This is a genomic window from Enterobacter sp. MGH 24 (assembly GCF_000493015.1).
GTDB lineage: Bacteria > Pseudomonadota > Gammaproteobacteria > Enterobacterales > Enterobacteriaceae > Enterobacter.
Genome location: NZ_KI535657.1, coordinates 402,988 through 427,774 on the forward strand (window position 1 = coordinate 402,988; position 24,787 = coordinate 427,774).

Consider the following 24,787-nt stretch of genomic DNA (forward strand, 5'->3'; position numbering starts at 1 on the left):
CTGTCAAAATTTTTTTGACAGTATATCGCGCTTTGTCAGGTTTATCCGTGCTTCCTGGATAGATACGATACGCCACCTCACCGGAGGATCCACCATGACGTATCGCAGCAAAGTTGCCGTTGTTTATCTGCTGGGCTTTTTTCTTGATTTGATCAACATGTTTATCGCCAGCGTCGCCTTCCCGGCAATGGCCCACGCGTTTAACACCACGCCTTCAGCCCTTGCCTGGGTCAGTAACGGGTACATTGCCGGCCTGACGCTGGTGATCCCGTTCAGCAGCGTGCTGACGCGCCGCATCGGGCCAAAGCGCGTCATCCTGCTCTCGCTTTTTCTGTTCAGCGCAGCCTCCGCAGCGGCGGGCCTGTCTGCAACGCTTGAATGTCTGATCGCCTGGCGAGTACTCCAGGGCGTGGGAGGAGGCTTACTGATCCCCGTCGGACAGGCGCTGACCTGGCAACAGTTTCAGCCTCACGAGCGCGCCAGACTCTCCTCGGCGGTGATGCTGGTCGCGCTGCTTGCTCCGGCATGCTCCCCGGCTATCGGGGGACTGCTGGTGCAGACGTTAAGCTGGCGATGGATATTTTTCGCCACGCTACCGGTCGCTATCGTGACCATTGTTTTAGCCTGCCTGTGGCTTAAACACGAAATGCCTGCGATGAACGCGGCCAGACTGTTAAACCTGTCGCTGCTTGCGGACCCGCTTTTGCGTTTTTCGATGCTTGTTTATTTATGCGTTCCCGGCGTATTTATTGGGGTGAACGTCACGGTCATGTTTTATCTTCAGCACATGGCGAACATGAGCCCAGCCGCAACGGGGATGCTCATGCTGCCGTGGTCTGTGGCATCGTTTATCGCCATCACGGCAACGGGACGCTATTTTAACCGTATCGGCCCCCGACCGCTGATCGTCATCGGCTGCCTGCTGCAGGCGACGGGTATTCTGCTTTTGATTAACGTCAGTTCGGCTACGCTGCTACCTGCCGTTGCGTTTACCCTGATGGGCGCGGGGGGAAGCCTGTGCAGCAGTACGGCTCAGAGCAGCGCTTTTCTCACGACGCGCCGGGAAGAGATGCCGGATGCCAGCGCGCTGTGGAATCTTAATCGTCAGCTGAGCTTTTTTGCCGGTGCCCTGCTGCTGGCACAGACGCTAAACCTGACGCAGGCCTGGCTGCCACCGCTCGCCGCCTGGCACGGGATGTTTATTTTTGCCGCAGGCATGACCTTGCTGCCTGCACTGTACGTTTTTCGTCTTAACAACACGCAGGTGCTCACCCAGCTGCGACAGGAGAATTCATGACGCCTTTCGAACACGACATTATCGACCTCCATATTGCGCTTGAAGAGTGGTTAGGCAAAGGTGAAGGTGATTCCGACGCCCTGCACGCCCGTTTCCATCCGGATTTTCTGATGATCCCGCCGGGTGGCGTTCATATCGACTATGCCGGTCTGGTCAGTTTTCTGGAAAAACAGCGCGGAAGCCGTCCTGGGCTGAAGATCGTCGTTGACGAATTATCCACGATCCAGCAATGGGATCGTGGCGCGGTGCTCCACTACCGGGAGACGCAAACCCGGCCAGACCTGCCCATCAACGTGCGCTGGTCAACCGCGGTGCTCAATCAGGAAGGCGATCGGATAGTGTGGCGCCTGCTGCACGAAACGGCGCAGCCGTAGCACAAAAGAAAAAGGCCCGTCTCACGACGGGCCTTTTTTTGACGAAAGGTTGCTTATTCGCGGAACAGCGCTTCGATATTCAGACCTTGCCCCTGCAGAATTTCACGCAGGCGGCGCAGACCTTCAACCTGAATCTGACGAACACGTTCACGGGTCAGGCCAATTTCACGGCCGACGTCTTCCAGTGTCGCAGCTTCATACCCCAGTAAACCGAAACGACGTGCCAGCACTTCACGCTGTTTGGCGTTCAGTTCGAACAGCCATTTAACGATGCTCTGTTTCATGTCATCGTCCTGCGTGGTGTCTTCCGGACCGTTGTCTTTTTCATCGGCCAGGATGTCCAGCAGCGCTTTTTCGGAGTCGCCACCCAGCGGGGTGTCAACGGAGGTAATGCGCTCGTTGAGACGCAGCATACGGCTTACGTCATCAACCGGTTTATCGAGTTGTTCGGCAATCTCTTCTGCGCTTGGCTCGTGGTCCAGTTTATGGGACAACTCACGCGCGGTGCGCAGATAAACGTTCAACTCTTTGACGATGTGAATCGGCAGGCGGATCGTACGGGTTTGGTTCATAATAGCCCGTTCGATGGTCTGACGAATCCACCAGGTCGCGTAGGTTGAGAAACGGAACCCGCGTTCCGGGTCAAACTTCTCAACTGCGCGGATGAGACCTAAGTTGCCCTCTTCAATCAGATCCAGCAGAGCCAGACCACGATTGCCGTAACGGCGGGCAATTTTCACGACCAGTCGCAGGTTACTTTCAATCATGCGACGACGCGAGGCAACATCACCACGCAAAGCACGACGTGCGAAATAGACTTCTTCTTCGGCCGTTAGCAGTGGGGAGTAACCAATCTCCCCAAGGTAAAGCTGAGTCGCGTCCAGTACACGCTGTGTGGCGCCCTGCGATAACAGCTCTTCTTCAGCCAAATCGTTATCACTGGGTTCCTCTTCTACTAAGGCTTTTTCGTCAAAAGCCTCTACTCCGTTCTCATCAAATTCCGCGTCTTCATTTAAATCATGAACTTTCAGCGTATTCTGACTCATAAGGTGGCTCCTACCCGTGATCCCTGAACGAGACACCCTGGCTGGCATGCCCCGTCAAATTATCGCTGCGGCAAATACTGCAGCGGGTTTACGGATTTCCCCTTGTAACGAATTTCAAAATGCAAGCGTGTAGAACTGGTTCCGGTGCTACCCATGGTAGCGATTTTTTGCCCCGCCTTAACTTCTTGTTGTTCCCGGACCAGCATTGTGTCGTTATGGGCGTAGGCACTCAGGTAATCATCGTTATGCTTGATGATAATAAGATTACCGTAACCGCGCAGAGCGTTACCGGCATACACAACGCGCCCATCTGCGGTCGCGGTGATAGCCTGTCCTTTACTCCCTGCGATATCGATCCCTTTATTTCCGCCTTCGGAGGAAGAGAAGTTTTCGATAACCTTGCCGTCAGTTGGCCAGCGCCATGCAGAAATTGGCGAACTGGAGGTCATACTGCTGGCAGTCGGTTCAGTAGAGCTAACCACAGGTGCCGTAACCGGTGCTGTGACAGCAGTCGCAGTCCCTTTATTATTCGGCAACATTTTGTTAGCAGTCTGATCACCTGAATCCTCAGAATACGTAATTACAGGTTGTGAAGCAACCACCGTGGTGGATTTTTGTGCAGGCTTCACGCTGTTATTTTGAGCCGTCACATCGGCCGCTGAAACCGTGTTGCCAGGCGTAAGCGGCGTACCCGTCGCGTTGCCCACCTGGAGCGTTTGCCCGACTTCCAGACCATACGGGGCCTGGACGTTATTGCGCTGCGCGAGGTCACGGAAATCGTTCCCGGTGATCCACGCAATATAGAACAGCGTATCGCCACGCTTCACGGTATAGGTGCTGCCGCCGGTATAGCTGCCTTTCGGAATGTTCCCATACTGACGGTTATAGACTATGCGGCCATTTTGAGTCTGAACAGGCTGTTCGACTGGCTGAACCTGCATTGGCTGTGTAACAGGATGTTGCACAGGCTGAATTTGTGGTATTTGCTGCTGCGCAGCAGTTCCCATTTTAGGCGGCGGCGTGATTAACATTCCGCTGGACGTGTTACCGGAGCCGCTGTTTCCGCCGACGGAACTGACGGGCGCAGGCGCATTGTTAGAACTTGTACAGCCTGCCAGCCAGAGCGAAACCAGTGATAATGCCGCAACACGGCTGATGGTGAATTTAGGGCTTCCCGCGCTCATTTATCCCCCAGGAATGTGTTAACTACCAGTGACTTAAAATTTACCGTGATGACACGAATCTTTCGCGCCACACCATACGCTGAATTTGCCCTAATAACCCTGGATAATTCCGAGTCTCAGGCCAACTCCCCCTTCACCAGAGGCACAAAGCGCACGGCTTCCACGGTGTCGATAATAAACTCGCCGCCGCGCCGACGAACGCGCTTCAAAAGCTGCTGCTCGTCCCCGACAGGCAGAACAAGAATGCCCCCCTCATCCAGCTGCGACAGCAGGGCTGCAGGAATTTCAGGCGGGGCCGCCGTCACGATGATTGCGTCAAACGGGGCGCGCGCCTTCCAACCCTGCCATCCATCACCATGTCGTGTCGAAACATTATGTAAATCAAGTTGTTTCAGGCGACGACGCGCCTGCCACTGTAAACCTTTAATCCGCTCAACGGAGCAGACATGGTGAACCAGATGGGCCAGGATCGCGGTCTGATACCCCGACCCGGTGCCAATCTCCAGCACGCGGGAGTCGGGCGTCAGCTCCAGCAGCTCCGTCATGCGCGCCACCATGTAAGGCTGCGAAATCGTCTGACCCTGCCCGATAGGCAGCGCTACGTTTTCCCACGCTTTGTGTTCAAACGCCTCGTCTACAAATTTCTCACGCGGAACCTGAGCAAGCGCTTCAAGCACGTGCTCGTCGCGGATCCCCTGTGCGCGGAGTTGTTCCAGAAGAGTTTGTACACGTTTGTTTACCATTGCGCGTTCACTCCTGCGCGATCCAGCCAGCCCGACACCACATCATGCGCGCTATACGCGGTTAAATCTACGTGCAGCGGGGTAACCGAAACATAGCCTTCCTCCACGGCGGCAAAGTCGGTATCCGGACCCGCATCGCACTTATCGCCGGGAGGGCCAATCCAGTAAAGCGTGTTGCCGCGAGGATCCTGCTGCGGGATCACCTGATCGGCAGGGTGTCGGCTTCCGCAACGGGTGACGCGAATGCCTTTAATTTCATCAAGAGGAAGATCCGGCACGTTGATGTTGAGGATGCGCCCGGTACGCAACGGCTCGCGGCCGAGCGCCCGCAGGATCGAACAGGTTACCGCGGCGGCGGTGTCGTAGTGCGTGTGGCCATTTAGCGAGACCGCCAGCGCCGGGAACCCCAGATGGCGCCCTTCCATTGCGGCCGCCACGGTACCGGAGTAAATCACGTCATCGCCGAGATTAGGACCGGCGTTAATGCCGGAGACGACGATATCCGGACGCGGCCGCATCAGCGCGTTCACGCCCAGAAAAACGCAGTCGGTTGGCGTGCCCATCTGCACGGCAATATCGCCATTTTCAAAGGTAAAAGTGCGAAGCGACGACTCCAGCGTCAGAGAGTTAGACGCTCCACTGCGGTTACGATCGGGCGCCACGACCTGCACATCCGCAAATTCGCGGAGGTGTTTCGCCAGGGTCTGAATGCCTGGCGCGTGGATACCGTCATCGTTACTCAGCAATATTCGCATAATCACCCGAGGTGTTGATAAGTTCCCTGACAACACTGGTGGCAAAGCTACCTGCCGGTAGCCAGAAGCGTAACTCGACGGTCACGTCATCCCACCAGTTCCAGCTTAACTGCTGCGGATAGAGCAGCATCGCGCGGCGTGCCGCCTCGACTTTTTCCCGCACCAGCAAGGTTTGCAATTCTGGCGCATCCGCTACGGCTGACTGCTCGGCGGCCAGCGCGTCGCCCTGCGTTCCCCAGTCGCCCGTACCGGGCAGCGCGGCGGTAATCATCAGCGATTTTGCGTCCACGCGCGATTGCACATCGGCCATTTCTTCGGCCGTTGCCACAAACCAGCTTCCGCGTCCCGCTAATTGTAGCGCATCGCCAACAACAACTTGATTCGCGTCCGGTTTTTTCAGCCTTTCGCTCACAATCTGATTAAACAACGCGCTGCGGGCCGCCGACAACCAAAAACTGCGTTTATTCCTGTCACGCACCGGGGCATCGCTTTGTGCCCAGCGCAGCGCACCCTGCAGGTTGCTGCCGCCAATGCCAAAGCGCTGTGCGCCAAAGTAGTTCGGTACACCGCGTTCATTAATCGCGTTCAGACGTTTTTCAACGTCTTCGCGGTGCGACACTTCACGCAGCACCAGCGTAAAGTCGTTCCCCTTCAACGCGCCCAGACGCAGCTTGCGCTTGTGGCGGGCGAACTCCAGTACCTTACAGCCTTCAAGCTCAAATTTGCTTAAATCAGGCATCGTATTGCCTGGAACGCGCGCACAGAGCCACTGCTCGGTGACGGCGTGTTTATCTTTCTGCCCGGCAAAGCTCACTTCGCGGGCGTGAATTTTGAGGAATTTTGCCAGCGCGTCGGCCACAAAGCGGGTATTGCAGCCATTTTTCAGAATACGCACCAGGATATGTTCGCCTTCGCCATCCGGCTCAAAGCCCAGATCCTCCACCACGAGGAAATCTTCCGGGCTGGCTTTCAGCACTCCGCTCCCCTGCGGTTTACCGTGCAGGTATGTCAGGTTGTCGAAGTCTGTCATTTGCTCGCCTTCACCAGCAGCGCCACGGCTTCACAGGCAATCCCTTCGCCGCGCCCGGTAAAGCCCAGCTTCTCGGTCGTCGTCGCTTTGACGTTCACGTCGTCCATATGGCAGCCCAGATCTTCTGCAATAAAGACGCGCATCTGCGGAATGTGCGGCAGCATTTTCGGGGCCTGAGCAATAATCGTCACGTCGACGTTGCCAAGGGTATAGCCTTTCGCCTGAATGCGGCGCCACGCTTCGCGCAGCAGCTCGCGGCTGTCCGCCCCTTTAAACGCCGGGTCGGTGTCCGGAAACAGCTTGCCGATATCACCCAGCGCGGCAGCGCCGAGCAGCGCGTCGGTCAGCGCATGCAGCGCCACGTCGCCATCAGAATGCGCCAGCAGTCCTTTTTCATAAGGAATGCGCACGCCGCCAATGATAATTGGGCCTTCTCCGCCAAAGGCGTGTACATCAAAACCGTGTCCAATTCGCATTATGCCTTCTCCTGATGGGTCGAACGGGTAAGATAGAATTCCGCGAGCTGTAAATCTTCAGGGCGCGTCACTTTTATATTATCAGCGCGTCCTTCAACAAGCTCAGGGTGGAAACCGCAATATTCCAGCGCAGAGGCTTCGTCCGTGATGGTCGCACCTTCTTTAAGCGCACGCGTTAAGCAGTCGTGGAGTAATTCGCGGGGGAAAAATTGTGGCGTCAGCGCGTGCCATAAATCGACGCGATCGACGGTGTGGGCGATAGCCTGTTTGCCCGGCTCGGCGCGCTTCATGGTGTCGCGCACGGGCGCGGCCAGAATCCCGCCAACCTTGCTTGTTTCGCTCAGGGCCAGCAGGCGCGCAAGATCGTCCTGATGCAGACACGGACGCGCCGCGTCATGCACCAGTACCCACGGCGCGTTTCCGGCGGCCTGAATGCCCGCCAGCACGGAATCGGCGCGCTCGGCGCCACCGTCTACGACAGTAATCTGTGGATGATTTGCCAGCGGCAGCTGCGCGAAGCGCGCATCGCCAGGGCTGATAGCGATGATCGCTCGCGTCACCCGCGGGTGCGCCAGAAGCGCTGCCACAGCGTGCTCGAGGATCGTTTTATCGCCAATAGAGAGGTACTGCTTGGGACATTCTGTCTGCATGCGCCGGCCAAAACCTGCGGCCGGCACCACGGCACATACGTCCGAAAAAGTTGCTGCCATGTCGTAATCCTGGGCCTGATTATCGATTGTTTTGTGCTGAGCCCTGATTGCGTTTAGACGCATCCGGAACCAGACGATAAAAGGTTTCGCCCGGCTTTGTCATACTGAGTTCATTGCGTGCGCGTTCCTCAATCGCCTCTTGCCCGCCATTGAGGTCATCAATTTCAGCAAAGAGTTGATCGTTTCGCGCCTTAAGTTTGGCGTTTGTTGCCTGCTGAGCCGCGACGTCATCGCTCACCCGGCTATAGTCGTGCAGTCCGTTCTTACCGAACCACAGCGAATATTGCAGCCAGATTAGCAAAGCCAGCAACAGCAGCGTTAGTTTACCCATCCTGCCCCCTGAAAAACGGCATCATCATCCCAAGACTTCCCCAGAGCACTACGCCGGGGTAACAGAGATGCCGCAACATCGCGGGCAAATGTACCACATTTTTTCCGCAGAATCGTCCTGCACAATATCGTTACACAGTTGGTTACGGTTTGAATTATGGCTGAAGTTAGCCCATGAGCCACAAAAATAACAGACCAAACATCAGAACCACCGTCACAATCGTGACCACGGTGCTGTAGAGGAGCTTACCATTGAGCAGCGAGTGCAGCGCAATGCCGACGACAACCGCAACGGGCATCAACGCCAGGAAGAAAGGCCAGGTGTAGAGAAAGAAGAACAGCGTGTTGCCGCCGTAGAGGAGAAACGGAATGCCAAGCGCCAGCAGCCATGAGACGAAGCCAATGATGGCCCCAGGAAATGACCAGGTCGTTTCGTCGTCGGTCGCGAGCGGCTCCGACCCGGTGGTGGTGATGTAATGTTCACTGTTGCGCATAGCTAATCCTGTGACCGTGACTCATCGTTCGGGAAGACAGCTCCCGAACGATACCGTCTCAGGATCTGATAATATCGTCCCGTCTGAGCAGGTCTAATAATTGGCTTACTAAATTTGTTACCAATTGTTGACCTTCCAGGTGAATCTCAGGCGATTCAGGCGCTTCGTATACCGCGTCAATTCCGGTGAAGTTGCGCAGTTCTCCGGCCCGGGCTTTCTTGTACAGCCCTTTCGGGTCGCGCGCTTCGCAAATCTCCAGCGGCGTATCGACAAACACCTCGATAAAGCGATCCTGACCCACGCGTTCGCGCACCATCTGGCGCTCGGCGCGGTGCGGAGAGATAAACGCGGTCAGCACCACCAGCCCGGCGTCAGCCATCAGGCTGGCGACCTCGCCCACCCGGCGGATGTTCTCTTTGCGGTCATCGTCGCTAAACCCTAAATCGCTGCACAGGCCGTGACGCACGTTGTCGCCATCCAGCAGGTATGTGCTTACGCCCTGCTGATACAGCGCCTCTTCCAGCGCGCCCGCCACCGTTGATTTCCCCGAGCCGGACAGCCCGGTAAACCACAGCACAACCCCACGGTGACCGTGGAGCCGTTCGCGCTGGGCGACGGTGACCGGATGAGGATGCCAGACGACGTTCTCATCATGGGCAGCCATTACTTGCCTCCCAGCAGATCGCGTGCGCCCCAGTGCGGGAAGTGTTTACGCACCAGCGCGTTCAGTTCCAGCTCGAAGGCGCTGAATTCAGACGTCGCGGCAGCCTGTTTAATCGGTTCGCGTACCATACCGGCTCCGACGGTCACGTTGGTCAGCCTGTCGATAAAAATCAGCCCTCCCGTGACCGGGTTTTGCTGATACGGATCCAGCACCAGCGGTTCGTCGAAGGTCAGATCGACCAGACCAATGCCGTTCAGCGGCAGCTCGGTGACGTCACGCTGGGTGAGGTTGTTGATATCCACCTGGTACTGAATACCGTCCACGCGGGCGCGGGTTTTCTTACCGGCAATTTTGATGTCATAGCTCTGGCCAGCGGTCAGGGGCTGTTCCGCCATCCATACCACGTCCACGGACGCGCCCTGCACTGCCGCCAGCGTTTCCTGCGCGTCGACCAGCAGATCGCCCCGGCTGATATCAATTTCGTCTTTCAGCACCAGCGTTACCGCTTCACCGGCGCCCGCGTCCTGCAGGTCACCGTCGAAGGTGACGATACGGGCGATAGTCGATTCCACGCCGGATGGCAGCACCTTGACGCGCTGTCCGACCTTGACGGAGCCTGAAGCGAGGGTGCCAGAGAAGCCGCGGAAATCGAGGTTTGGACGGTTCACGTACTGCACCGGGAAGCGCATCGGCTGGGTGTCGACCACGCGCTGGATTTCAACCGTTTCCAGCACCTCCAGCAGCGTCGGGCCGCTGTACCACGGCATGTTCGCGCTCTGGGAGGCGACGTTATCCCCTTCCAGCGCCGAGAGCGGTACAAAGCGAATATCCAGGTTGCCGGGCAGCTGTTCGGCAAAGGTCAGGTAGCTCTGGCGGATCTCCTCGAACGTCTCTTCGCTGAAGCTCACCAGATCCATCTTGTTAACCGCCACCACCAGGTGTTTGATCCCCAGCAGCGTCGAGATAAAGCTGTGGCGACGGGTCTGATCCAGCACGCCTTTACGCGCGTCCATCAGCAGGATCGCCAGGTCACAGGTGGAGGCGCCGGTCGCCATGTTACGGGTGTACTGCTCGTGCCCCGGGGTGTCGGCAATAATAAATTTGCGCTTCTCGGTAGAGAAGTAGCGGTAGGCCACGTCGATGGTGATGCCCTGCTCGCGCTCCGCCTGCAGGCCGTCCACCAGCAGGGCCAGGTCGAGTTTTTCGCCCTGGGTGCCGTGACGTTTACTGTCGTTATGCAGGGAAGAGAGCTGATCTTCATAAATCTGGCGCGTATCGTGCAGCAGGCGGCCAATCAGGGTACTTTTCCCGTCATCCACGCTGCCGCAAGTCAGAAAACGCAGCAGGCTTTTATGTTGTTGCGCGTGCAGATACGCTTCCACGCCGCCTTCGTTGGCAATTTGTTGAGCAATAGTGGTATTCATGGCGGCTCCTTAGAAATAACCCTGACGTTTCTTCAGCTCCATGGAGCCTGCCTGGTCGCGGTCAATCACGCGCCCCTGTCGCTCGCTGGTGGTGGACACCAGCATCTCTTCGATGATCTCCGGCAGCGTCTGCGCGCTGGATTCCACCGCGCCGGTCAGCGGCCAGCAGCCGAGGGTACGGAAACGCACCATCTGTTTTTTGATCACTTCGCCCGGCTGCAGGTCGATGCGATCGTCGTCGATCATCATCAGCATGCCGTCGCGCTCCAGCACCGGGCGCTCGGCGGCCAGATACAGCGGAACGATTTCGATGTTTTCGAGATAGATGTACTGCCAGATATCCAGCTCGGTCCAGTTGGAGAGCGGGAAGACGCGAATGCTTTCGCCTTTATTAATCTGACCGTTGTAGTTGTGCCACAGCTCCGGGCGCTGGTTTTTGGGGTCCCAGCGGTGGAAGCGGTCGCGGAAGGAGTAGATACGCTCTTTGGCGCGGGATTTCTCTTCGTCACGGCGCGCGCCGCCGAAGGCCGCGTCAAAACCGTATTTATTCAGCGCCTGCTTCAGCCCTTCGGTTTTCATGATATCGGTGTGCTTGGCGCTACCGTGCACGAACGGGTTAATGCCCATCGCCACCCCTTCCGGGTTTTTGTGCACCAGCAGCTCGCAGCCGTAGGCTTTCGCGGTACGGTCGCGGAACTCGTACATTTCACGGAATTTCCAGCCGGTATCCACGTGCAGCAGCGGGAACGGCAGCGTGCCCGGATAAAACGCTTTACGCGCCAGATGCAGCATGACGCTGGAATCTTTACCGATGGAGTACATCATCACCGGGTTAGAAAACTCGGCGGCCACTTCGCGGATGATATGGATACTCTCCGCTTCGAGCTGCCGCAGGTGTGTAAGACGTTTTTGGTCCATAACCGTTCCTTAAGCCAAATTTACGACAGAAGAACCAAAGCCTTCTGTATCGGTTGTGTGTTGGAACCAGGCGAGCGTGCTGTGCAGCTGCACCACTTCTCCCACCACGATCAGGGCGGGCATCGGGGCGTCTTTCGCCAGGGTTGCAAGGTGTTCCAGCGTGCCCGTCGCAACGTGCTGATCGACGCGCGTGCCGCGAGAAATGACGGCAACGGGCGTCGTCGCCTCGCGACCGTGCTGAATAAGCTGTTCGCTGATGTCCGCCGCCTTCATCGTGCCCATGTAAATCGCCAGCGTCTGGCGGCTCTGGGCGAGATGCGACCAGTCGAACGGCGTGCTGTCGGCCTTGTAGTGGCCGGTCACGAAGGTCACGCTCTGGGCGTAATCGCGGTGGGTGAGCGGGATACCGGCGTATGCCGTTACCGCAGAGGCCGCCGTGATGCCGGGCACCACCTGGAACGGTACGCCCGCTTCGGCCGCCGCCTGCAGCTCTTCACCGCCGCGACCAAAGATAAACGGGTCTCCCCCCTTCAGGCGCACCACGGTTTTACCCGCTTTGGCGGCGTCAACCAGCATCTGGTTGGTATCGTGCTGGGGCACCGAATGCTCGCCAGCCCGTTTGCCGACGCAGATTTGCTCCGCGTCGCGACGGATCAGCTCACGCACGCCGTCGGTGACCAGATGGTCGTAAAACACCACGTCCGCGTCCTGCAGCACCTGCAGGCCGCGTAGCGTCAGAAGCCCGGCATCGCCCGGCCCTGCCCCCACCAGAATGATCTCCCCGCCCGTGCTGCCCGGGTTATCCAGTTCATCCTCGAGGATTTTCTGCGCCGCCGTCTCATTACCGGCATGCATCAGGCTGGCAAAGCGGCCGCGAAACACGCGTTCCCAGAAGCGACGGCGTTCCGTCACGCTGGTCAGCCGCGTTTTCAGGTGGTTACGCCAGAAGCTGGCTTTTTCCGCCATGCGTCCGAGGCTGGTCGGCAGCAGCGCTTCGATTTTTTCACGCAGCACGCGCGCCAGCACCGGCGCGGTACCGCCGGAGGAGATCGCCACCAGCAGCGGCGAGCGGTCAACGATCGACGGGAAGATAAACGAGCATAATGGCTGGTCGTCCACCACATTCACCAGGCGGTAACGGGCCTGAGCGGCGTCGGAAATCCGCCGGTTCAGGTCGCGATCTTTGGTCGCCGCAATCACCAGCACGACGCTGTCGATGTGTGATTCGTCAAAATCCGCTTCTGCCACTACCCGCACCTGCGCCCCTGCGCGCTTCAGAAACGCGATTTTGCGATCGGCAATTTCACCCGTGCCTACAACCAGCACCGGCTTCTCTTTTATCGCGGCAAATAAGGGCAGATAGTCCACAAGCAACAACTCACTAACAACGAGGAATAAAGGGACTATAGGGGGCGGCTTAGACCGAATGAAATTACGAATTGGAATGAGTAGTTACTCAATGGAATAACGCCATGAAAAAGCTAATACCAAAAAGTGCTTAACACGCGAAATTTCGGGCATTTAAGAGCAATTCAAATTGTGTATGGACGATCACAGTTTCATACTAAGCGGGTTATTATTTTGCTCAGTTTTTAAGGACTCACTATGTTTTCCGCAACGCGCCACCGTATTGCTGCCCTGGCGCTCGGCGTTTGCTTTGTTCTTCCTGCCCAGGCAAAAAACCAACCTTATGGTGAAATCGCCACTATGCAGGCGCGGCATATTGCCACCGTCTTCCCTGGCCGTATGACCGGTTCGCCTGCGGAAATGCTCTCCGCGGACTATCTTCGCCAGCAGTTTGCCGACATGGGCTACCAGAGCGATATTCGGTCATTTCACAGCCGCTACGTCTATACCTCACGAAATAAAACGAAAAACTGGCATAACGTGACCGGCAGTACGGTTATCGCGGCGCATGAAGGTAGCGCGGCTGAACAGATTATTATTATGGCGCACCTCGATACCTACGCCCCGATGAGTGATGCCGACACGGATAACAACCTCGGCGGGCTGACGCTGCAGGGTATGGACGACAACGCAGCGGGACTGGGCGTGATGCTCGAACTGGCCGAGCGGATGAAAGATATTCCAACCCAGTATGGTATTCGTTTCGTGGCCACCAGCGGTGAGGAAGAGGGCAAACTCGGCGCTGAGAATCTCCTTAAACGCATGAGCGCTGAGGAGAAGAAAAATACGCTGCTGGTGATCAACCTTGATAATCTGATCGTCGGCGATAAGCTTTATTTCAACAGCGGGCAGAGTACGCCGGGTACCGTGCGGAAACTGACGCGCGACCGGGCGCTGGCGATTGCCCGCAGCCATGGGGTGTATGCCACCAGCAACCCCGGCGGTAACCCGGATTACCCGCGAGGAACGGGCTGCTGCAACGACGGGGAAGTGTTCGATAAGGCGGGCATTCCGGTGCTGTACGTGGAAGCGACAAACTGGGCACTGGGCAAGAAAGATGGCTATCAGCAGCGGGCCAAATCGAAAGCTTTCCCGGACGGGACGAGCTGGCACAACGTAATGCTGGATAATCAGCAGCATATTGATAGCGCGCTGCCGCAGCGGATTGAGCACCGCAGTCGTGATGTGGTGAAGGTGATGCTGCCGCTGGTGAAGGAGCTGGCGAAAGCGGGGAAAGCCTGAGGTTGTTAAGCCCGGTGGCGGCTACGCCTTACCGGGCCTACGTATCGATCGAGCCTTTGTAGGCCCGGTAAGCGCAGCGCCACCGGGCGAAATGACATTATCCTTCGTGCAGCCCGCACTCGCGCTTCAGCCCAAAGAATCGCGTCTCTTCTTCCGCCATTCCCGGTTCCCATTTGCGCGTGGTGTGGGTGTCGCCCACCGACAGATAGCCCTGGTCCCACAGCGGATGGTATTTCAGCCCGTGCTTTTGCAGATACTGATACACCGTCCGGTTATCCCAGTCGATAATCGGCAGCACTTTAAACACCCCGCGCTGGACCGCCAGCACCGGCAAGGTTGCACGGCTGCCGGACTGCTCGCGGCGTAGCCCCGCAAACCACGTCTGCGCATTAAGCTCTTTCAGCGCCCTGTTCATTGGCTCAACTTTGTTGATCTCATTGTATTTCTCAATGCCCTCAACGCCCTGTTCCCACAGCTTGCCGTAGCGCGCCTCCTGCCAGGCCGCGCTTTCCGTCGCGCGGTAAACCTTGAGGTTCAGCTTGAGCTTGTCCGTCAGCTCGTCAATAAACTGGTAGGTCTCCGGGAACAGGTAGCCGGTATCGGTGAGGATCACCGGAATGTCCGGACGGATCTGATTCACCAGATGCAGGCTGACCGCCGCCTGAATACCAAAGCTCGACGACAGCACATAGTCTCCCGGCAGGTTTTCCAGCGCCCACGCCACGCGCCCTTCGGCGTCCAGCTTTTCCAGTTGGGCGTTAGTTTCTGCGAGTGCCAGAATGCGTTCGACTTTTGGCAATGCGTTAAGCGCGTTTAGATCGAGTACGGACATAAGAACCTCGTTTGCCTGTTTCGCCGGGCGGCACTGCGTTTGCCCGGCCTACAAAACCCGTAGGCCCGGTAAGCGAAGCGCCACCGGGCAAAGGATGGGTTACTCCCAGAAATCCCTTGCGGGATCGAGCACCGGGCGAATGATGCCCGCACGCACCGTAAAGTCGCCGAAGCCTTCACCCGCTTCGCGCTCTTTCGCCCAGCGCCCGACAAGCTCGTCGATGGAATCAAGAATTTCCGGTTCCGTAATATTTTCACGGTACATACGCGGAATGCGGGTCCCCATACGGTTGCCGCCAAGGTGCACGTTGTAACGACCCGGCGCTTTCCCCACCAGACCCAGCTCGGCCAGCATCGCGCGACCGCAGCCGTTCGGGCAGCCGGTGACGCGCATAACAATATGCTCGTCCGGAATACCGTGTTTTTCCAGAATCGCTTCTACCTTGTCAGTGAATGACGGCAGGAAACGTTCCGCTTCGGCCATCGCCAGCGGGCAGGTCGGGAACGACACGCAGGCCATCGAGTTTTCACGCTGCGGCTTCACCGCATTCATCAACCCATGATCGCGCGCCAGCTTCTCGATCTTCGCCTTCTGGCTCTCCGGCACGCCGGCAATAATGAGATTCTGGTTAGCGGTAATGCGGAACTCGCCTTTATGGATCTTAGCAATTTCCAGCAGACCGGTTTTCAGCGGACGGCCCGGATAATCCAGAATACGGCCGTTTTCAATAAACAGCGTCAGGTGCCATTTATTATCGATACCCTTCACCCAGCCAATGCGATCGCCGCGACCGGTGAATTCGTAAGGGCGGATCGGCTCAAACTTGATGCCCGCACGACGCTCCACTTCCTCTTTGAACGTCTCCACGCCCACGCGCTCCAGGGTGTATTTGGTTTTCGCGTTTTTACGGTCGGTACGGTTGCCCCAGTCGCGCTGGGTGGTCACTACCGCTTCCGCCACGGCCAGCGTGTGCTCCAGCGGCAGGAAGCCGAACTCGCTCGCGGTGCGGGCGTAGGTTTTCTTGTTACCGTGCTCAATGGACAGGCCGCCGCCCACCAGCAGGTTAAAGCCGACCAGCTTGCCGTTTTCGGCAATCGCCACGAAGTTCATGTCGTTGGCGTGCAGGTCGATATCGTTCTGCGGCGGGATCACGACCGTGGTTTTAAACTTGCGCGGCAGATAGGTCTGGCCGAGGATCGGTTCTTCATCCGTGGTCGCGACTTTTTCCTGATCGAGCCAGATCTCCGCATAGGCGCGCGTGCGCGGCAGCAGGTGCTCAGAGATCTTCTTCGCCCACTCATAGGCTTCAGCGTGCAGCTCGGACTCATACGGGTTCGAGGTGCAAAGCACGTTACGGTTCATGTCGTTGGCGGTCGCCAGCGCGTCCAGCCCGACCGAGTGCAGCATCTGATGCACCGGCTTCACGTTCTTCTTCAGAATACCGTGGAACTGGAAGGTCTGGCGGTTGGTCAGACGGATGCTGCCATAAATGGTGTTTTCACCGGCAAACTTGTCGATCGCCTGCCACTGTTTGGTGGTGATCACCCCGCCCGGCAGACGGCAGCGCAGCAGCATCGCATGACGCGGCTCCAGCTTCTGTTCTGCACGCTCGGCGCGGATGTCGCGATCGTCCTGCTGGTACATACCGTGGAAGCGGATCAGCAGGAAGTTGTCGCCTTTGAAACCGCCGGTGAGACCGTCATTCAGATCTTCAGCAATGGTGCCGCGCAGATAGTTGCTTTCCAGCTTCATGCGCTCGGCGTCTGTCAGTTTACCTTCGACCACCAGTGGCCCTGGATGTTTTTCGCTCATTAGTAGACATCTCGCTGATAACGGCGCTCAACGCGCAGCTCACTTAAAAATTCATCCGCCGTTTCGGCATCCATACCGCCGAATTCGGCAATCACTTCCAGCAGTGCCTGCTCAACGTCTTTCGCCATGCGATTGGCGTCGCCGCAGACATAAATGTGGGCACCGTCATTGATCCAGCGCCACAGCTCTGCGCCCTGTTCGCGCAGTTTGTCTTGTACGTAGACTTTTTCTTTCTGGTCGCGGGACCAGGCCAGATCGATGCGGGTCAGTACGCCTTCTTTCACATAGCGCTGCCACTCAACCTGATACAGGAAATCTTCGGTAAAGTGCGGGTTGCCGAAGAACAGCCAGTTTTTACCCGGCGCTTCATCTGCCGCGCGCTGCTGCATAAAGGCGCGGAACGGCGCAATGCCGGTGCCCGGGCCAATCATGATGACCGGGGTTTCCGGGTTCGTCGGCAGGCGGAAGTTGTCGTTGTGCTCGATAAAGACGCGCACTTCGCCCTCTTCTTCCACGCGATCGGCCAGGAAACCAGATGCCCCACCCGCGCGGGCGCGGCCTTCGATGTCGTAGCGCACCACCCCGACGGTAACATGCACTTCGCTCTCCACTTCAGCCTGCGAAGAGGCGATGGAGTACAGGCGCGGCGTCAGCGGACGCAGCAGGCCAATCAGCGCATCGGCATCCAGCTGAGCCGGAGAGAAACGCACCATATCGACGATTGGCGTCGTCGCGGCATAATGCTGCAGTTTCGCTTTGTCGCCCACCAGCGGCAGCAGGGATTCGCTGCGCGTTAAGGTGGCATAATTTTCGACGATATTCGGGGTATTCACCGTCAGTTCGAAATGCCACTGGAGCGCCTCAGAAAGCGGCTGGGTTTTGCCGTCAACGGTGACAGGCTCGTCACCCTTCAGCCACAGCAGCTCAACCAGCTCTTTCACCAGCGCTGGATCGTTCTGATACCAGATACCGAGCGCATCGCCCGGCTGATAGCGCAGGCCAGAATCACCGAGATCGATTTCGATATGGCGCACATCTTTTTCAGAGTCGCGTCCGGTAATTTTCTGGTTCACCGACAGGCTCGCCGTGAGCGGCGCCTCTTTGGTGTACGGACTGGTGTGGATGTCGTTAACGGCACCCGTTGCGGTGAAAGCGGCCTGCGCCGACGTCTCTTTCGGCACGCGCGCTTTCAGCACTTCAACGATGCGGGCACGCCATTCGGCGGCGGCGGTCTGGTATTCAACATCCGCGTCAACGCGGTCCAGCAGGCGCTCCGCGCCCAGCTCCGCCAGCCTGCCGTCGAAGTCTTTACCGGACTGGCAGAAAAATTCGTAGGAGGTATCGCCCAGGCCAAAGACCGCAAACGCCGTGCCATCCAGCTTCGGCGCTTTTTTCGAGAACAGGAACTTATGCAGCGCCACCGCTTCTTCAGCAGGTTCACCTTCACCCTGGGTAGAGGCGACAACCACCAGCAGTTTTTCTGACGCGATTTGCTTAAATTTATAATCCCCGGCGTTGACCAGGTTCACGTTCAGTTTGGCGGCCAGCAGGTCGTCACGCAGCGCCTCAGCCACGCGGCGGGCATTGCCCGTCTGCGAGGCGGAAATCAGGGTAATGGCCGGGATTTCAACGGCCGTTGCCGGTGCCCCCGCCACAGCGCCAGGCTGCTGATTGAGCATTCCCCAGAAATAACCGGAGACCCAGGCAAGCTGAGTGGGAGAAAAATCAGAGGTGGCAGCCTGAAGGCGCGCCAGTTGCTCCGGGTTCAGGGGAAGCAAATTTGAAGGTGGGGCCTGTGTTGTCATGCGTCGTTATGTTCCAGTAGCCAAGCGGACTTTAAGCGAATAAATCCAAACTGAAGATAAGGTTAACGGCGAGGATAATAACAATTAAAGAAGGGATGGAAATAATAAATAACCAAATGGACTAACCTGTTTTAGTTGTCATACTTAGCGATAAAACCGATTAATTAACCACCTGAAAATTATAGATAAAAACCCCAAAAAACGCCTGTTAACGAGACGCCAGGCTTCAGAGCCGTTTTAGTTAATGCTAAAAATTGTGCTTTCCGGTACTATGCGGCGGTTTTTTCCGCATTACTGAGAGCGATCATGTCCACCACACTGTTTAAAGATTTCACCTTCGAAGCCGCCCACCACCTTCCGCATGTCCCTGAAGGGCATAAATGCGGCCGTCTGCACGGGCATTCGTTCATGGTGCGTCTTGAGATCACCGGTGAAGTTGATCCGCATACCGGTTGGATCATGGATTTTGCCGAGCTGAAGGCGGCGTTTAAGCCGACCTACGATCGTCTGGATCACTACTACCTGAATGATATCCCGGGCCTTGAAAACCCGACCAGCGAAGTGCTGGCGAAATGGATTTGGGATCAGATGAAGCCGCTGGTGCCGCTGCTGAGCGCGGTGATGATCAAAGAGACCTGCACGGCAGGCTGCGTGTATCGCGGAGAGTGATGCTTGCCGGGTGGCGGCTTCGCCTTACCCGGCCTTCAAAAGCCTCGAACCGTAGGCCCGGTAAGCGCTAGCGCCACCGGGCTTATTTTTAGGCAATATTCAGGTACTTGTGCGTCTGCATCGACAGGCGCCAGTTGCGCGCAATACAGGTTTCAATGCACAGGCGCGTGGCGTCGTCTTTCTGGCTGATCGGCTGTAGCGCAATGACGCGCTGCTTTTCATCCGTCAGCGTGGCCAGCAGTTCATCCAGCGCTTCGATATCACGCACGCGCCCTACCGGGTGCTTGATCTCATCCGCGCGTTCCAGCGCCTGAGACAGCACGTCATATCCGCCGCGCATATTCACTTTTGGCGATACCGTCACCCAGGTGGTGTGTGAGCAGCGCACTTCATGGGTGCCGCTGGTTTCAATCTGGCAGCTGTAGCCGTTCTTTTCGAGCAGCTCGGTCAGCGGCGTCAGATCGTGGATGCAGGGTTCACCGCCGGTGATCACCACGTGGCGCGCCGTCCAGCCCTGACGACCAATAATGGCCAGCAGATCTTCAGAACTGCCCGCGCCCCACTTATCGCTCTCTTTGGTTTTCGCCAGAATGCTAAACAGCGACACTTCCCGATCTGCGAGCTTATCCCACGTATGTTTGGTATCACACCAGGCACAGCCAACCGGGCATCCCTGTAAACGAATGAAAATAGCGGGAACGCCGGTAAAGTAACCCTCGCCTTGCAGGGTCTGGAACATCTCGTTAATCGGGTACTGCATAGTCATCTCAGTAAAGGGGATAAACGATAAGTATCGCAGATCCCCGCCGGATGGTCATGCTCCATCGGTGCTTTGCGCGCCAATCGCCGCCATAAAACGCTCGGTAATTTGCTGTGGACGGGTGATCGCGCCGCCGACAACGACCGTATGCGCACCCAGCGCCAGGCATCTGGCCGCGCGTTCAGGCGTATCCACGTTGCCTTCGGCAACCACGGGAATCCTCACGGCAGCCAGCACGGCCTTCAGGAACGCGCAGTCATTCTCCGGAAGCGAATGGCCCGCCGTTTCCGCCGTATAGCCGTAAAGCGTCGTGCCGACACAGTCAAAGCCAAGCGCCTGCGCCGTCACGGCTTCATCCACGGTGGAGATATCCGCCATCAGCAGGACCGAGGGATAGCGCGATCGGATGCGCGTGACCAGCGTTTCCAGAGATTCTCCGCCGGGACGCTCCCGCGCCGTCGCATCAAGCGCAATGATTTCCGGCGAGACGGCCATGAGCTCATCTACCTCTTTCATCGTGGCGGTGATAAACACCTCGCTTTCCGGGTAATCCCGTTTGATGATGCCGATGACCGGCAAAGAGACCTGCTGCTTAATGGCCTCGATATCCACCACGCTGTTGGCACGAATGGCGGTAGCCCCGCCCTGTGCCGCCGCCAGCGCCATTCTCGACATAATAAACGGGCTATGTAACGGTTCGTTTTCCAGCGCCTGACAGGAGACGACCAGTTTTCCCTTCAGGTTATCCAGTACAGTTTTCATTACGATAAGATCTCTTCCACTTCGTTTTTGATAATCGTGACGTGCGGGCCATAAATGACCTGAACACCGTTACCGCGCACGATAACGCCGCGCGCGCCGGTGGCTTTCAGCGCCGCGTCATTCACTTTGCTGCCGTCCTTCACCGTGACGCGAAGACGCGTGGCGCAGCAGTCCACCTCTTCCAGATTCTCTTTTCCGCCTAATCCGGCGATCACCGCAACGGCGCGCTCGCTCTGTGAGAAGGCCACTTCATTGACCATCGCCTCCTTTTCCCGACCCGGCGTGGCAAAATCAAAGCGGTTAATCAGGTAGCGGAAGGTGAAGTAGTAAAGGAAGAACCACGGCACGCCGACCAGCGGAACGAACATCCAGTGGGTTTTGGCCTCCCCCTGCAAAATGCCGAACAGCACGAAGTCGATAAAACCGCCGGAGAAGGTTTGCCCGATAGTGATATGCAGCATGTGTGCGAGCATGAACGCCAGCCCGTCAAACAGCGCATGAATGACGTAAAGCACCGGCGCAATAAACAGGAAGGAGAACTCGATGGGCTCTGTAATCCCGGTCAGGAACGAGGTTAACGCCGCAGAGAGCAGCAGCCCGGCAACGCGCTTTTTATTCTCCGGTTTTGCCGTGTGGTACATCGCCAGACACGCGCCGAGCAGGCCAAACATCATCGTAATAAAGCGCCCGGACATGAAGCGCGACGTGCCCTCATAGAAATGCTGCGTGTTCGGGTCGGCCAACTGGGCGAAGAAGATCCGCTGTGTGCCCTCAACGAGGTGACCGTTAACAATCTCACTGCCGCCGAGCGCGGTGGTCCAGAACGGCAGGTAGAAGATGTGGTGCAAACCAAACGGGCCCAGCATGCGTAAGATGAAGCCGTACAGCAGGGTGCCCAGATAACCGGTGGCATCCACCAGCCCGCCGAGACCAAAAATCAGCTTCTGGAAATGCGGCCAGATCACGGTCATGAGCGCGCCGACGAGTATCGCCGCCAGCGAGCTGATAATGGGGACAAAGCGCGAGCCGCCAAAGAACCCGAGGAACTGCGGAAGCGCAATTTTATTAAACCGATGATGGAGCGTGCAGGTCACCAGCCCAATCACCACGCCGCCAAACACCCCGGTTTCCAGCGTCTGAATCCCCAGCGTCATGCCCTGCCCGACAGCGCCCGGGTTCTCGTGCGCCAGTTTGCCGGTGAGGATCAGCAGCGCGTTGATGGTGGCATTCATCACCAGAAACGCGAGCAGCGCCGCCAGCCCGGCCGTGCCCTTATCGCTTTTTGCCAACCCGACGGCCACCCCAACCGCAAACAGCACCGAGAGGTTCGCAAACACAATTGAACCGGCGCTGCTCATGATGGTGAAAATGGCCTGCAGCCAGCCCACATCTAAAAACGGATAAGCCGTCAGCGTATTGGGATTCGATAACGCGCCGCCTATCCCCAGCAGCAGACCCGCCGCGGGCAACACGGCAATGGGCAACATAAAGGATTTACCAAAGCGCTGCGCTTTTTCAAACCATCCCCCCGAAGAAGCGCCACTGAACATTTGCATCATTTTTTCATCTCCCCATTAAGTGATGAAAATTTTTACCACATAACAATTATTAAGTGAAAATTATCATCAAAAACCAGGAGGCCGATCATACTTTTTCAAAATGACTGGCATCTTTCCCCTCCTTTCCGCCACACTAGTCGCAGCGAAACACATTAAGGACGTGGCATGTCGGACCATGAAAATCTGCTGCTGAAGCTCCGCCAGGAGGCTTCCGGGTACAGCCCAACGCAACAAAAACTCGGCGAGTTTGTCCTCAGCGATCCTGGCCGGGTGCTCTACCTGACGATTACTGAACTGGCGCGCGAGAGCTACACCAGCGAGGCCAGCGTCACGCGTCTTTGCCGGACGCTGGGCTGCAAGGGCTATAACGAATTTAAAATGGCGCTTGCGCTGGATATTCAGCAGGGCCAGCCCGCGCGTCAGGCGGGGGATGAGATTGATAACGTCGTGAATGAGTCGGTGCAGGCTTTGCAGGATACCGCCCGACTCCTCGACCGCGCGCTGCTTGAAAAAGCGGCGCTGGCGTTGCACCAGGCGCAATCCGTACAGATTTATGGCGTCGCGGCCAGCGCGATCCTCGGGGAGTACCTGCATTACAAGCTGCTGCGGCTGGGCAAACCCGCACAGCTGTTTAGCGATATGCACCGCGCGGCCATGAATGCGACAACGCTTTCGAAAGAGACGCTGGTTGTGGCCATCTCCAGCTCGGGTTCAACGCGGGATTTACTCCACGTGGTGAAGCTTGCCCGCAAGCGCGGCGTTAAGGTGCTGGCACTCAGCAATACGCCCCGCAGCCCGCTGGCGTCCCTGAGCGACATGCAGCTGGTGGCCGCCAAACCAGAGGGACCCCTTAGCGCAGGCGCGCTCAATGCTAAGGTTGGGGTGATGCTGCTGGTCGAGCTGCTGACCACGTCCATGATTGCGCTGGACGGCCGTTACGGTGACGTTAGCCAGCAAACGGCCAGCGCCACGCTTCCCCTTTTGCTCTGAAAAACATTCGCAGGCTAAATAAATCGGCCTGCGAAAAATTTTAGTTAAGTGGTGTTTAAATCATTTATTTGGTAAATGCTTGGTGTAACAAATTATTATATTTATTACATTTTGAATTAAGTTCATCATTTGACGGCGCCTCCACAAAAACCATAAAATTCAATTAGTTGAAATTTATATTTTTATATAATGAATCTTTACCCTTCTACTAATGTCGAATATCTCCACCCGATTTCCTTTCCTTAAAATAAGCTTAAGACGCCACTGATTTCGGCGTTTTATTATTTAAATGCCGTTTACTTTTGCGCGCCTACAATCCGCCTCATCAATCATAATGAGACGGTATTAATGAAGATGCTATTGATTACAGGCGTGACCGGATTTCTGGGCGGTGCAGTTCTTGAAAAAATCCTGACCAACGATCAATCCGTAGAACTCCTTTTGCTTGCGCGCGCCGGCGATCCGCAGAGCGGGCTGGAGCGCGTACTGGAGAACATGCGCAAGTTCAATGTTCCTGAGGACAAACTGGCCTCCCTGAGCGTGGATAATATCCTGACTGGCGACCTCAGCCAGCCAGAGGCCTTTCTGAACGATCCCCGTCTGGATCGGGTCACGCATGTCGTTAACTGTGCGGCTGTCGCCTCATTTGGTAATAACCCGCTGATCTGGAAGGTCAACGTTGAAGGTACGCTCGCGCTGGCGCGCCGTATGGAGCAGGTCGCAGGACTACAGCGTTTCCTCCACGTCGGCACCGCGATGTCATGCACGCCGGAGCAGGATTCACTGGTCGCCGAAAGCGCTGAATTCAGAGAGAATGCTGAACACCTGGTGGAATACACGTTTTCGAAGTCAACCATCGAACAGCTGATGCGCCAGGAGTGCCCGAACCTGCCGCTGCTCATCGCCCGTCCGTCCATCGTCGTCGGCCATACCCGCCACGGCTGCACGCCGTCGAGCAGCATTTTCTGGGTCTTTAGCATGGGCCTAATGCTGCAGAAGTTTATGTGTTCAATGGAAGACCGAATCGACGTTGTTCCGGTGGATTATTGCGCCGACGCGCTGTTAATGCTGCTCAACAGCAACGCTCGTTCGGGGGAAGTGGTACACATTTCTGCGGGAGAAGAGAACAGCGTTCGCTTTGCGGATATCGATCGGGCAATGGCGCAGGCGCTCGAGAAAGCCCCCGTCGGAGATAAATATGCGCAGGTCAGCTACGAAACGCTGGTCAGAATGCGCCGAGAGTTAAAACATATTTTTGGCCCGTGCAACGAACGTCTGATGCTGAAAGCCATGCGTTTATACGGTGCATTTGCCACGCTTAACGTGCGCTTCAGCAACGATAAGCTGCTGAGCATGGGAATGCCGAAGCCGCCCCGGTTTACGGATTACATCGCCCGCTGCGTGCAGACCACCCAGGGGCTGACCATTCCGGAGCAAATGGCGGTCGATTTTAAATAGCCAAAAAAAATGCCAGTCATTCGACTGGCATTTTCATTTAAGGCTT

26 protein-coding genes are annotated in these 24,787 nt (G+C 57.0%); 7 read left to right on the top strand and 19 right to left on the bottom strand.

The window, feature by feature from the left end; genetic code table 11:
• The first annotated feature begins 94 nt into the window (after positions 1 to 94).
• Together L370_RS19805 and L370_RS19800 are read left to right on the top strand one after the other, a co-directional pair.
• Positions 95 to 1,297: an MFS transporter gene (locus L370_RS19805; RefSeq protein WP_023333221.1), complete on the top strand. Its 1,203-nt coding sequence runs from the start codon at positions 95 to 97 to the stop codon at positions 1,295 to 1,297.
• The gene (locus L370_RS19800) at positions 1,294 to 1,671 is read left to right on the top strand and encodes a DUF4440 domain-containing protein (protein ID WP_023333222.1); all 378 of its coding nucleotides are present in this window, start codon (positions 1,294 to 1,296) and stop codon (positions 1,669 to 1,671) included. The genes L370_RS19805 and L370_RS19800 overlap by 4 nt, the downstream gene beginning before the upstream one ends.
• Before the next feature lie 53 nt (positions 1,672 to 1,724).
• Here L370_RS19800 and rpoS read toward each other — a convergent pair whose 3' ends face one another.
• On the bottom strand, positions 1,725 to 2,717 hold the full coding sequence (rpoS, locus tag L370_RS19795) for an RNA polymerase sigma factor RpoS (RefSeq protein ID WP_008499600.1): 993 nt from the start codon (positions 2,715 to 2,717) through the stop codon (positions 1,725 to 1,727).
• A gap of 59 nt (positions 2,718 to 2,776) precedes the next feature.
• Positions 2,777 to 3,850, bottom strand: a complete 1,074-nt coding sequence (gene nlpD / locus L370_RS19790) for a murein hydrolase activator NlpD (protein WP_369796158.1) — start codon at positions 3,848 to 3,850, stop codon at positions 2,777 to 2,779.
• Between nlpD and L370_RS23775 the strand changes: the two genes are divergently transcribed.
• Positions 3,792 to 3,923 carry a peptidase gene (locus tag L370_RS23775; RefSeq protein WP_369751013.1) on the top strand — a complete coding sequence of 44 codons (132 nt, stop codon included), beginning with the start codon at positions 3,792 to 3,794 and terminating at the stop codon, positions 3,921 to 3,923. The two genes, nlpD and L370_RS23775, sit on opposite strands and share 59 nt — an antisense overlap.
• 94 nt (positions 3,924 to 4,017) lie before the next feature.
• On the opposite strand, the gene L370_RS19785 is transcribed toward L370_RS23775, so the two are convergent.
• The 11 genes from L370_RS19785 to cysG all read right to left on the bottom strand — a co-directional run bounded on the left by L370_RS19785 (position 4,018) and on the right by cysG (position 12,813).
• On the bottom strand, positions 4,018 to 4,644 hold the full coding sequence (locus L370_RS19785) for a protein-L-isoaspartate(D-aspartate) O-methyltransferase (protein WP_023333224.1): 627 nt from the start codon (positions 4,642 to 4,644) through the stop codon (positions 4,018 to 4,020).
• Entirely contained in the window at positions 4,638 to 5,399 is a 762-nt protein-coding gene (surE, locus tag L370_RS19780; protein WP_023333225.1) for a 5'/3'-nucleotidase SurE, read from the bottom strand. Before surE ends, L370_RS19785 begins: the two co-directional genes overlap by 7 nt.
• On the bottom strand, positions 5,380 to 6,429 hold the full coding sequence (gene truD / locus L370_RS19775) for a tRNA pseudouridine(13) synthase TruD (RefSeq protein ID WP_023333226.1): 1,050 nt from the start codon (positions 6,427 to 6,429) through the stop codon (positions 5,380 to 5,382). The genes surE and truD overlap by 20 nt, the downstream gene beginning before the upstream one ends.
• Positions 6,426 to 6,905, bottom strand: a complete 480-nt coding sequence (ispF, locus tag L370_RS19770; protein ID WP_008499607.1) for a 2-C-methyl-D-erythritol 2,4-cyclodiphosphate synthase — start codon at positions 6,903 to 6,905, stop codon at positions 6,426 to 6,428. The genes truD and ispF overlap by 4 nt, the downstream gene beginning before the upstream one ends.
• Positions 6,905 to 7,615 (bottom strand): 2-C-methyl-D-erythritol 4-phosphate cytidylyltransferase, encoded by a 711-nt coding sequence (gene ispD / locus L370_RS19765; protein ID WP_023333227.1) that lies wholly within the window; start codon positions 7,613 to 7,615, stop codon positions 6,905 to 6,907. The genes ispF and ispD overlap by 1 nt, the downstream gene beginning before the upstream one ends.
• 19 nt (positions 7,616 to 7,634) lie before the next feature.
• Positions 7,635 to 7,946 carry a cell division protein FtsB gene (ftsB, locus tag L370_RS19760; protein WP_008499609.1) on the bottom strand — a complete coding sequence of 104 codons (312 nt, stop codon included), beginning with the start codon at positions 7,944 to 7,946 and terminating at the stop codon, positions 7,635 to 7,637.
• 166 nt (positions 7,947 to 8,112) lie between these two features.
• Positions 8,113 to 8,439, bottom strand: coding sequence for a DUF3561 family protein (locus tag L370_RS19755; RefSeq protein WP_023333228.1), 327 nt, complete (start codon positions 8,437 to 8,439; stop codon positions 8,113 to 8,115).
• Positions 8,440 to 8,497: 58 nt separating this feature from the next.
• Positions 8,498 to 9,103 (bottom strand): adenylyl-sulfate kinase, encoded by a 606-nt coding sequence (cysC, locus tag L370_RS19750; protein ID WP_023333229.1) that lies wholly within the window; start codon positions 9,101 to 9,103, stop codon positions 8,498 to 8,500.
• A complete protein-coding gene (gene cysN / locus L370_RS19745; protein WP_023333230.1) occupies positions 9,103 to 10,527 on the bottom strand; it encodes a sulfate adenylyltransferase subunit CysN in 1,425 nt (474 codons plus the stop codon). The genes cysC and cysN overlap by 1 nt, the downstream gene beginning before the upstream one ends.
• Positions 10,528 to 10,536: 9 nt before the next feature.
• Entirely contained in the window at positions 10,537 to 11,445 is a 909-nt protein-coding gene (gene cysD / locus L370_RS19740; RefSeq protein ID WP_006811770.1) for a sulfate adenylyltransferase subunit CysD, read from the bottom strand.
• 9 nt (positions 11,446 to 11,454) lie between these two features.
• Positions 11,455 to 12,813 carry a siroheme synthase CysG gene (gene cysG, locus L370_RS19735; RefSeq protein WP_023333231.1) on the bottom strand — a complete coding sequence of 453 codons (1,359 nt, stop codon included), beginning with the start codon at positions 12,811 to 12,813 and terminating at the stop codon, positions 11,455 to 11,457.
• A 237-nt stretch (positions 12,814 to 13,050) separates the two neighbouring features.
• Between cysG and L370_RS19730 the strand changes: the two genes are divergently transcribed.
• Positions 13,051 to 14,094: an aminopeptidase gene (locus L370_RS19730; RefSeq protein ID WP_023333232.1), complete on the top strand. Its 1,044-nt coding sequence runs from the start codon at positions 13,051 to 13,053 to the stop codon at positions 14,092 to 14,094.
• Positions 14,095 to 14,191: 97 nt separating this feature from the next.
• On the opposite strand, the gene cysH is transcribed toward L370_RS19730, so the two are convergent.
• The 3 genes from cysH to cysJ all read right to left on the bottom strand — a co-directional run bounded on the left by cysH (position 14,192) and on the right by cysJ (position 18,543).
• The gene (gene cysH / locus L370_RS19725; protein WP_023333233.1) at positions 14,192 to 14,926 is read right to left on the bottom strand and encodes a phosphoadenosine phosphosulfate reductase; all 735 of its coding nucleotides are present in this window, start codon (positions 14,924 to 14,926) and stop codon (positions 14,192 to 14,194) included.
• Positions 14,927 to 15,025: 99 nt separating this feature from the next.
• Positions 15,026 to 16,738 (bottom strand): assimilatory sulfite reductase (NADPH) hemoprotein subunit, encoded by a 1,713-nt coding sequence (gene cysI / locus L370_RS19720; protein WP_023333234.1) that lies wholly within the window; start codon positions 16,736 to 16,738, stop codon positions 15,026 to 15,028.
• Positions 16,738 to 18,543: an NADPH-dependent assimilatory sulfite reductase flavoprotein subunit gene (gene cysJ, locus L370_RS19715; protein WP_023333235.1), complete on the bottom strand. Its 1,806-nt coding sequence runs from the start codon at positions 18,541 to 18,543 to the stop codon at positions 16,738 to 16,740. The genes cysI and cysJ overlap by 1 nt, the downstream gene beginning before the upstream one ends.
• A 306-nt stretch (positions 18,544 to 18,849) precedes the next feature.
• Here cysJ and queD point away from each other — a divergent pair, with 306 nt between their 5' ends.
• Positions 18,850 to 19,212 (top strand): 6-carboxytetrahydropterin synthase QueD, encoded by a 363-nt coding sequence (gene queD / locus L370_RS19710; protein ID WP_010434567.1) that lies wholly within the window; start codon positions 18,850 to 18,852, stop codon positions 19,210 to 19,212.
• A gap of 88 nt (positions 19,213 to 19,300) precedes the next feature.
• On the opposite strand, the gene queE is transcribed toward queD, so the two are convergent.
• From queE to L370_RS19695, 3 genes are read right to left on the bottom strand one after another with little or no spacing between them, the layout of a single operon-like run.
• Positions 19,301 to 19,972 carry a 7-carboxy-7-deazaguanine synthase QueE gene (gene queE, locus L370_RS19705; RefSeq protein WP_023333236.1) on the bottom strand — a complete coding sequence of 224 codons (672 nt, stop codon included), beginning with the start codon at positions 19,970 to 19,972 and terminating at the stop codon, positions 19,301 to 19,303.
• A gap of 54 nt (positions 19,973 to 20,026) precedes the next feature.
• A complete protein-coding gene (locus L370_RS19700; RefSeq protein WP_023333237.1) occupies positions 20,027 to 20,734 on the bottom strand; it encodes an N-acetylmannosamine-6-phosphate 2-epimerase in 708 nt (235 codons plus the stop codon).
• Positions 20,734 to 22,293 (bottom strand): PTS transporter subunit EIIC, encoded by a 1,560-nt coding sequence (locus tag L370_RS19695; RefSeq protein WP_023333238.1) that lies wholly within the window; start codon positions 22,291 to 22,293, stop codon positions 20,734 to 20,736. Before L370_RS19695 ends, L370_RS19700 begins: the two co-directional genes overlap by 1 nt.
• A gap of 165 nt (positions 22,294 to 22,458) precedes the next feature.
• Here L370_RS19695 and L370_RS19690 point away from each other — a divergent pair, with 165 nt between their 5' ends.
• Together L370_RS19690 and L370_RS19685 are read left to right on the top strand one after the other, a co-directional pair.
• The gene (locus L370_RS19690) at positions 22,459 to 23,283 is read left to right on the top strand and encodes a MurR/RpiR family transcriptional regulator (RefSeq protein WP_023333239.1); all 825 of its coding nucleotides are present in this window, start codon (positions 22,459 to 22,461) and stop codon (positions 23,281 to 23,283) included.
• Positions 23,284 to 23,631: 348 nt separating this feature from the next.
• The gene (locus L370_RS19685) at positions 23,632 to 24,741 is read left to right on the top strand and encodes an SDR family oxidoreductase (RefSeq protein WP_023333240.1); all 1,110 of its coding nucleotides are present in this window, start codon (positions 23,632 to 23,634) and stop codon (positions 24,739 to 24,741) included.
• Positions 24,742 to 24,787: the final 46 nt, after the last annotated feature.

Excerpts from the sequence above, each read along its gene's own strand:
- surE (WP_023333225.1), bottom strand. The coding sequence starts at position 5,399 with ATGCGAATATTGCTGAGTAACGATGACGGTATCCACGCGCCAGGCATT.
- ftsB (WP_008499609.1), bottom strand. The coding sequence starts at position 7,946 with ATGGGTAAACTAACGCTGCTGTTGCTGGCTTTGCTAATCTGGCTGCAA.
- cysN (WP_023333230.1), bottom strand. The coding sequence starts at position 10,527 with ATGAATACCACTATTGCTCAACAAATTGCCAACGAAGGCGGCGTGGAA.
- L370_RS19785 (WP_023333224.1), bottom strand. The coding sequence starts at position 4,644 with ATGGTAAACAAACGTGTACAAACTCTTCTGGAACAACTCCGCGCACAG.
- L370_RS19800 (WP_023333222.1), top strand. The coding sequence starts at position 1,294 with ATGACGCCTTTCGAACACGACATTATCGACCTCCATATTGCGCTTGAA.
- ispD (WP_023333227.1), bottom strand. The coding sequence starts at position 7,615 with ATGGCAGCAACTTTTTCGGACGTATGTGCCGTGGTGCCGGCCGCAGGT.
- cysI (WP_023333234.1), bottom strand. The coding sequence starts at position 16,738 with ATGAGCGAAAAACATCCAGGGCCACTGGTGGTCGAAGGTAAACTGACA.
- cysH (WP_023333233.1), bottom strand. The coding sequence starts at position 14,926 with ATGTCCGTACTCGATCTAAACGCGCTTAACGCATTGCCAAAAGTCGAA.
- queD (WP_010434567.1), top strand. The coding sequence starts at position 18,850 with ATGTCCACCACACTGTTTAAAGATTTCACCTTCGAAGCCGCCCACCAC.
- L370_RS19685 (WP_023333240.1), top strand. The coding sequence starts at position 23,632 with ATGAAGATGCTATTGATTACAGGCGTGACCGGATTTCTGGGCGGTGCA.
- L370_RS19730 (WP_023333232.1), top strand. The coding sequence starts at position 13,051 with ATGTTTTCCGCAACGCGCCACCGTATTGCTGCCCTGGCGCTCGGCGTT.
- cysC (WP_023333229.1), bottom strand. The coding sequence starts at position 9,103 with ATGGCTGCCCATGATGAGAACGTCGTCTGGCATCCTCATCCGGTCACC.
- truD (WP_023333226.1), bottom strand. The coding sequence starts at position 6,429 with ATGACAGACTTCGACAACCTGACATACCTGCACGGTAAACCGCAGGGG.
- cysD (WP_006811770.1), bottom strand. The coding sequence starts at position 11,445 with ATGGACCAAAAACGTCTTACACACCTGCGGCAGCTCGAAGCGGAGAGT.
- L370_RS19695 (WP_023333238.1), bottom strand. The coding sequence starts at position 22,293 with ATGATGCAAATGTTCAGTGGCGCTTCTTCGGGGGGATGGTTTGAAAAA.
- queE (WP_023333236.1), bottom strand. The coding sequence starts at position 19,972 with ATGCAGTACCCGATTAACGAGATGTTCCAGACCCTGCAAGGCGAGGGT.
- cysJ (WP_023333235.1), bottom strand. The coding sequence starts at position 18,543 with ATGACAACACAGGCCCCACCTTCAAATTTGCTTCCCCTGAACCCGGAG.
- L370_RS19805 (WP_023333221.1), top strand. The coding sequence starts at position 95 with ATGACGTATCGCAGCAAAGTTGCCGTTGTTTATCTGCTGGGCTTTTTT.
- rpoS (WP_008499600.1), bottom strand. The coding sequence starts at position 2,717 with ATGAGTCAGAATACGCTGAAAGTTCATGATTTAAATGAAGACGCGGAA.
- ispF (WP_008499607.1), bottom strand. The coding sequence starts at position 6,905 with ATGCGAATTGGACACGGTTTTGATGTACACGCCTTTGGCGGAGAAGGC.
- L370_RS19690 (WP_023333239.1), top strand. The coding sequence starts at position 22,459 with ATGTCGGACCATGAAAATCTGCTGCTGAAGCTCCGCCAGGAGGCTTCC.
- L370_RS19755 (WP_023333228.1), bottom strand. The coding sequence starts at position 8,439 with ATGCGCAACAGTGAACATTACATCACCACCACCGGGTCGGAGCCGCTC.
- L370_RS19700 (WP_023333237.1), bottom strand. The coding sequence starts at position 20,734 with ATGAAAACTGTACTGGATAACCTGAAGGGAAAACTGGTCGTCTCCTGT.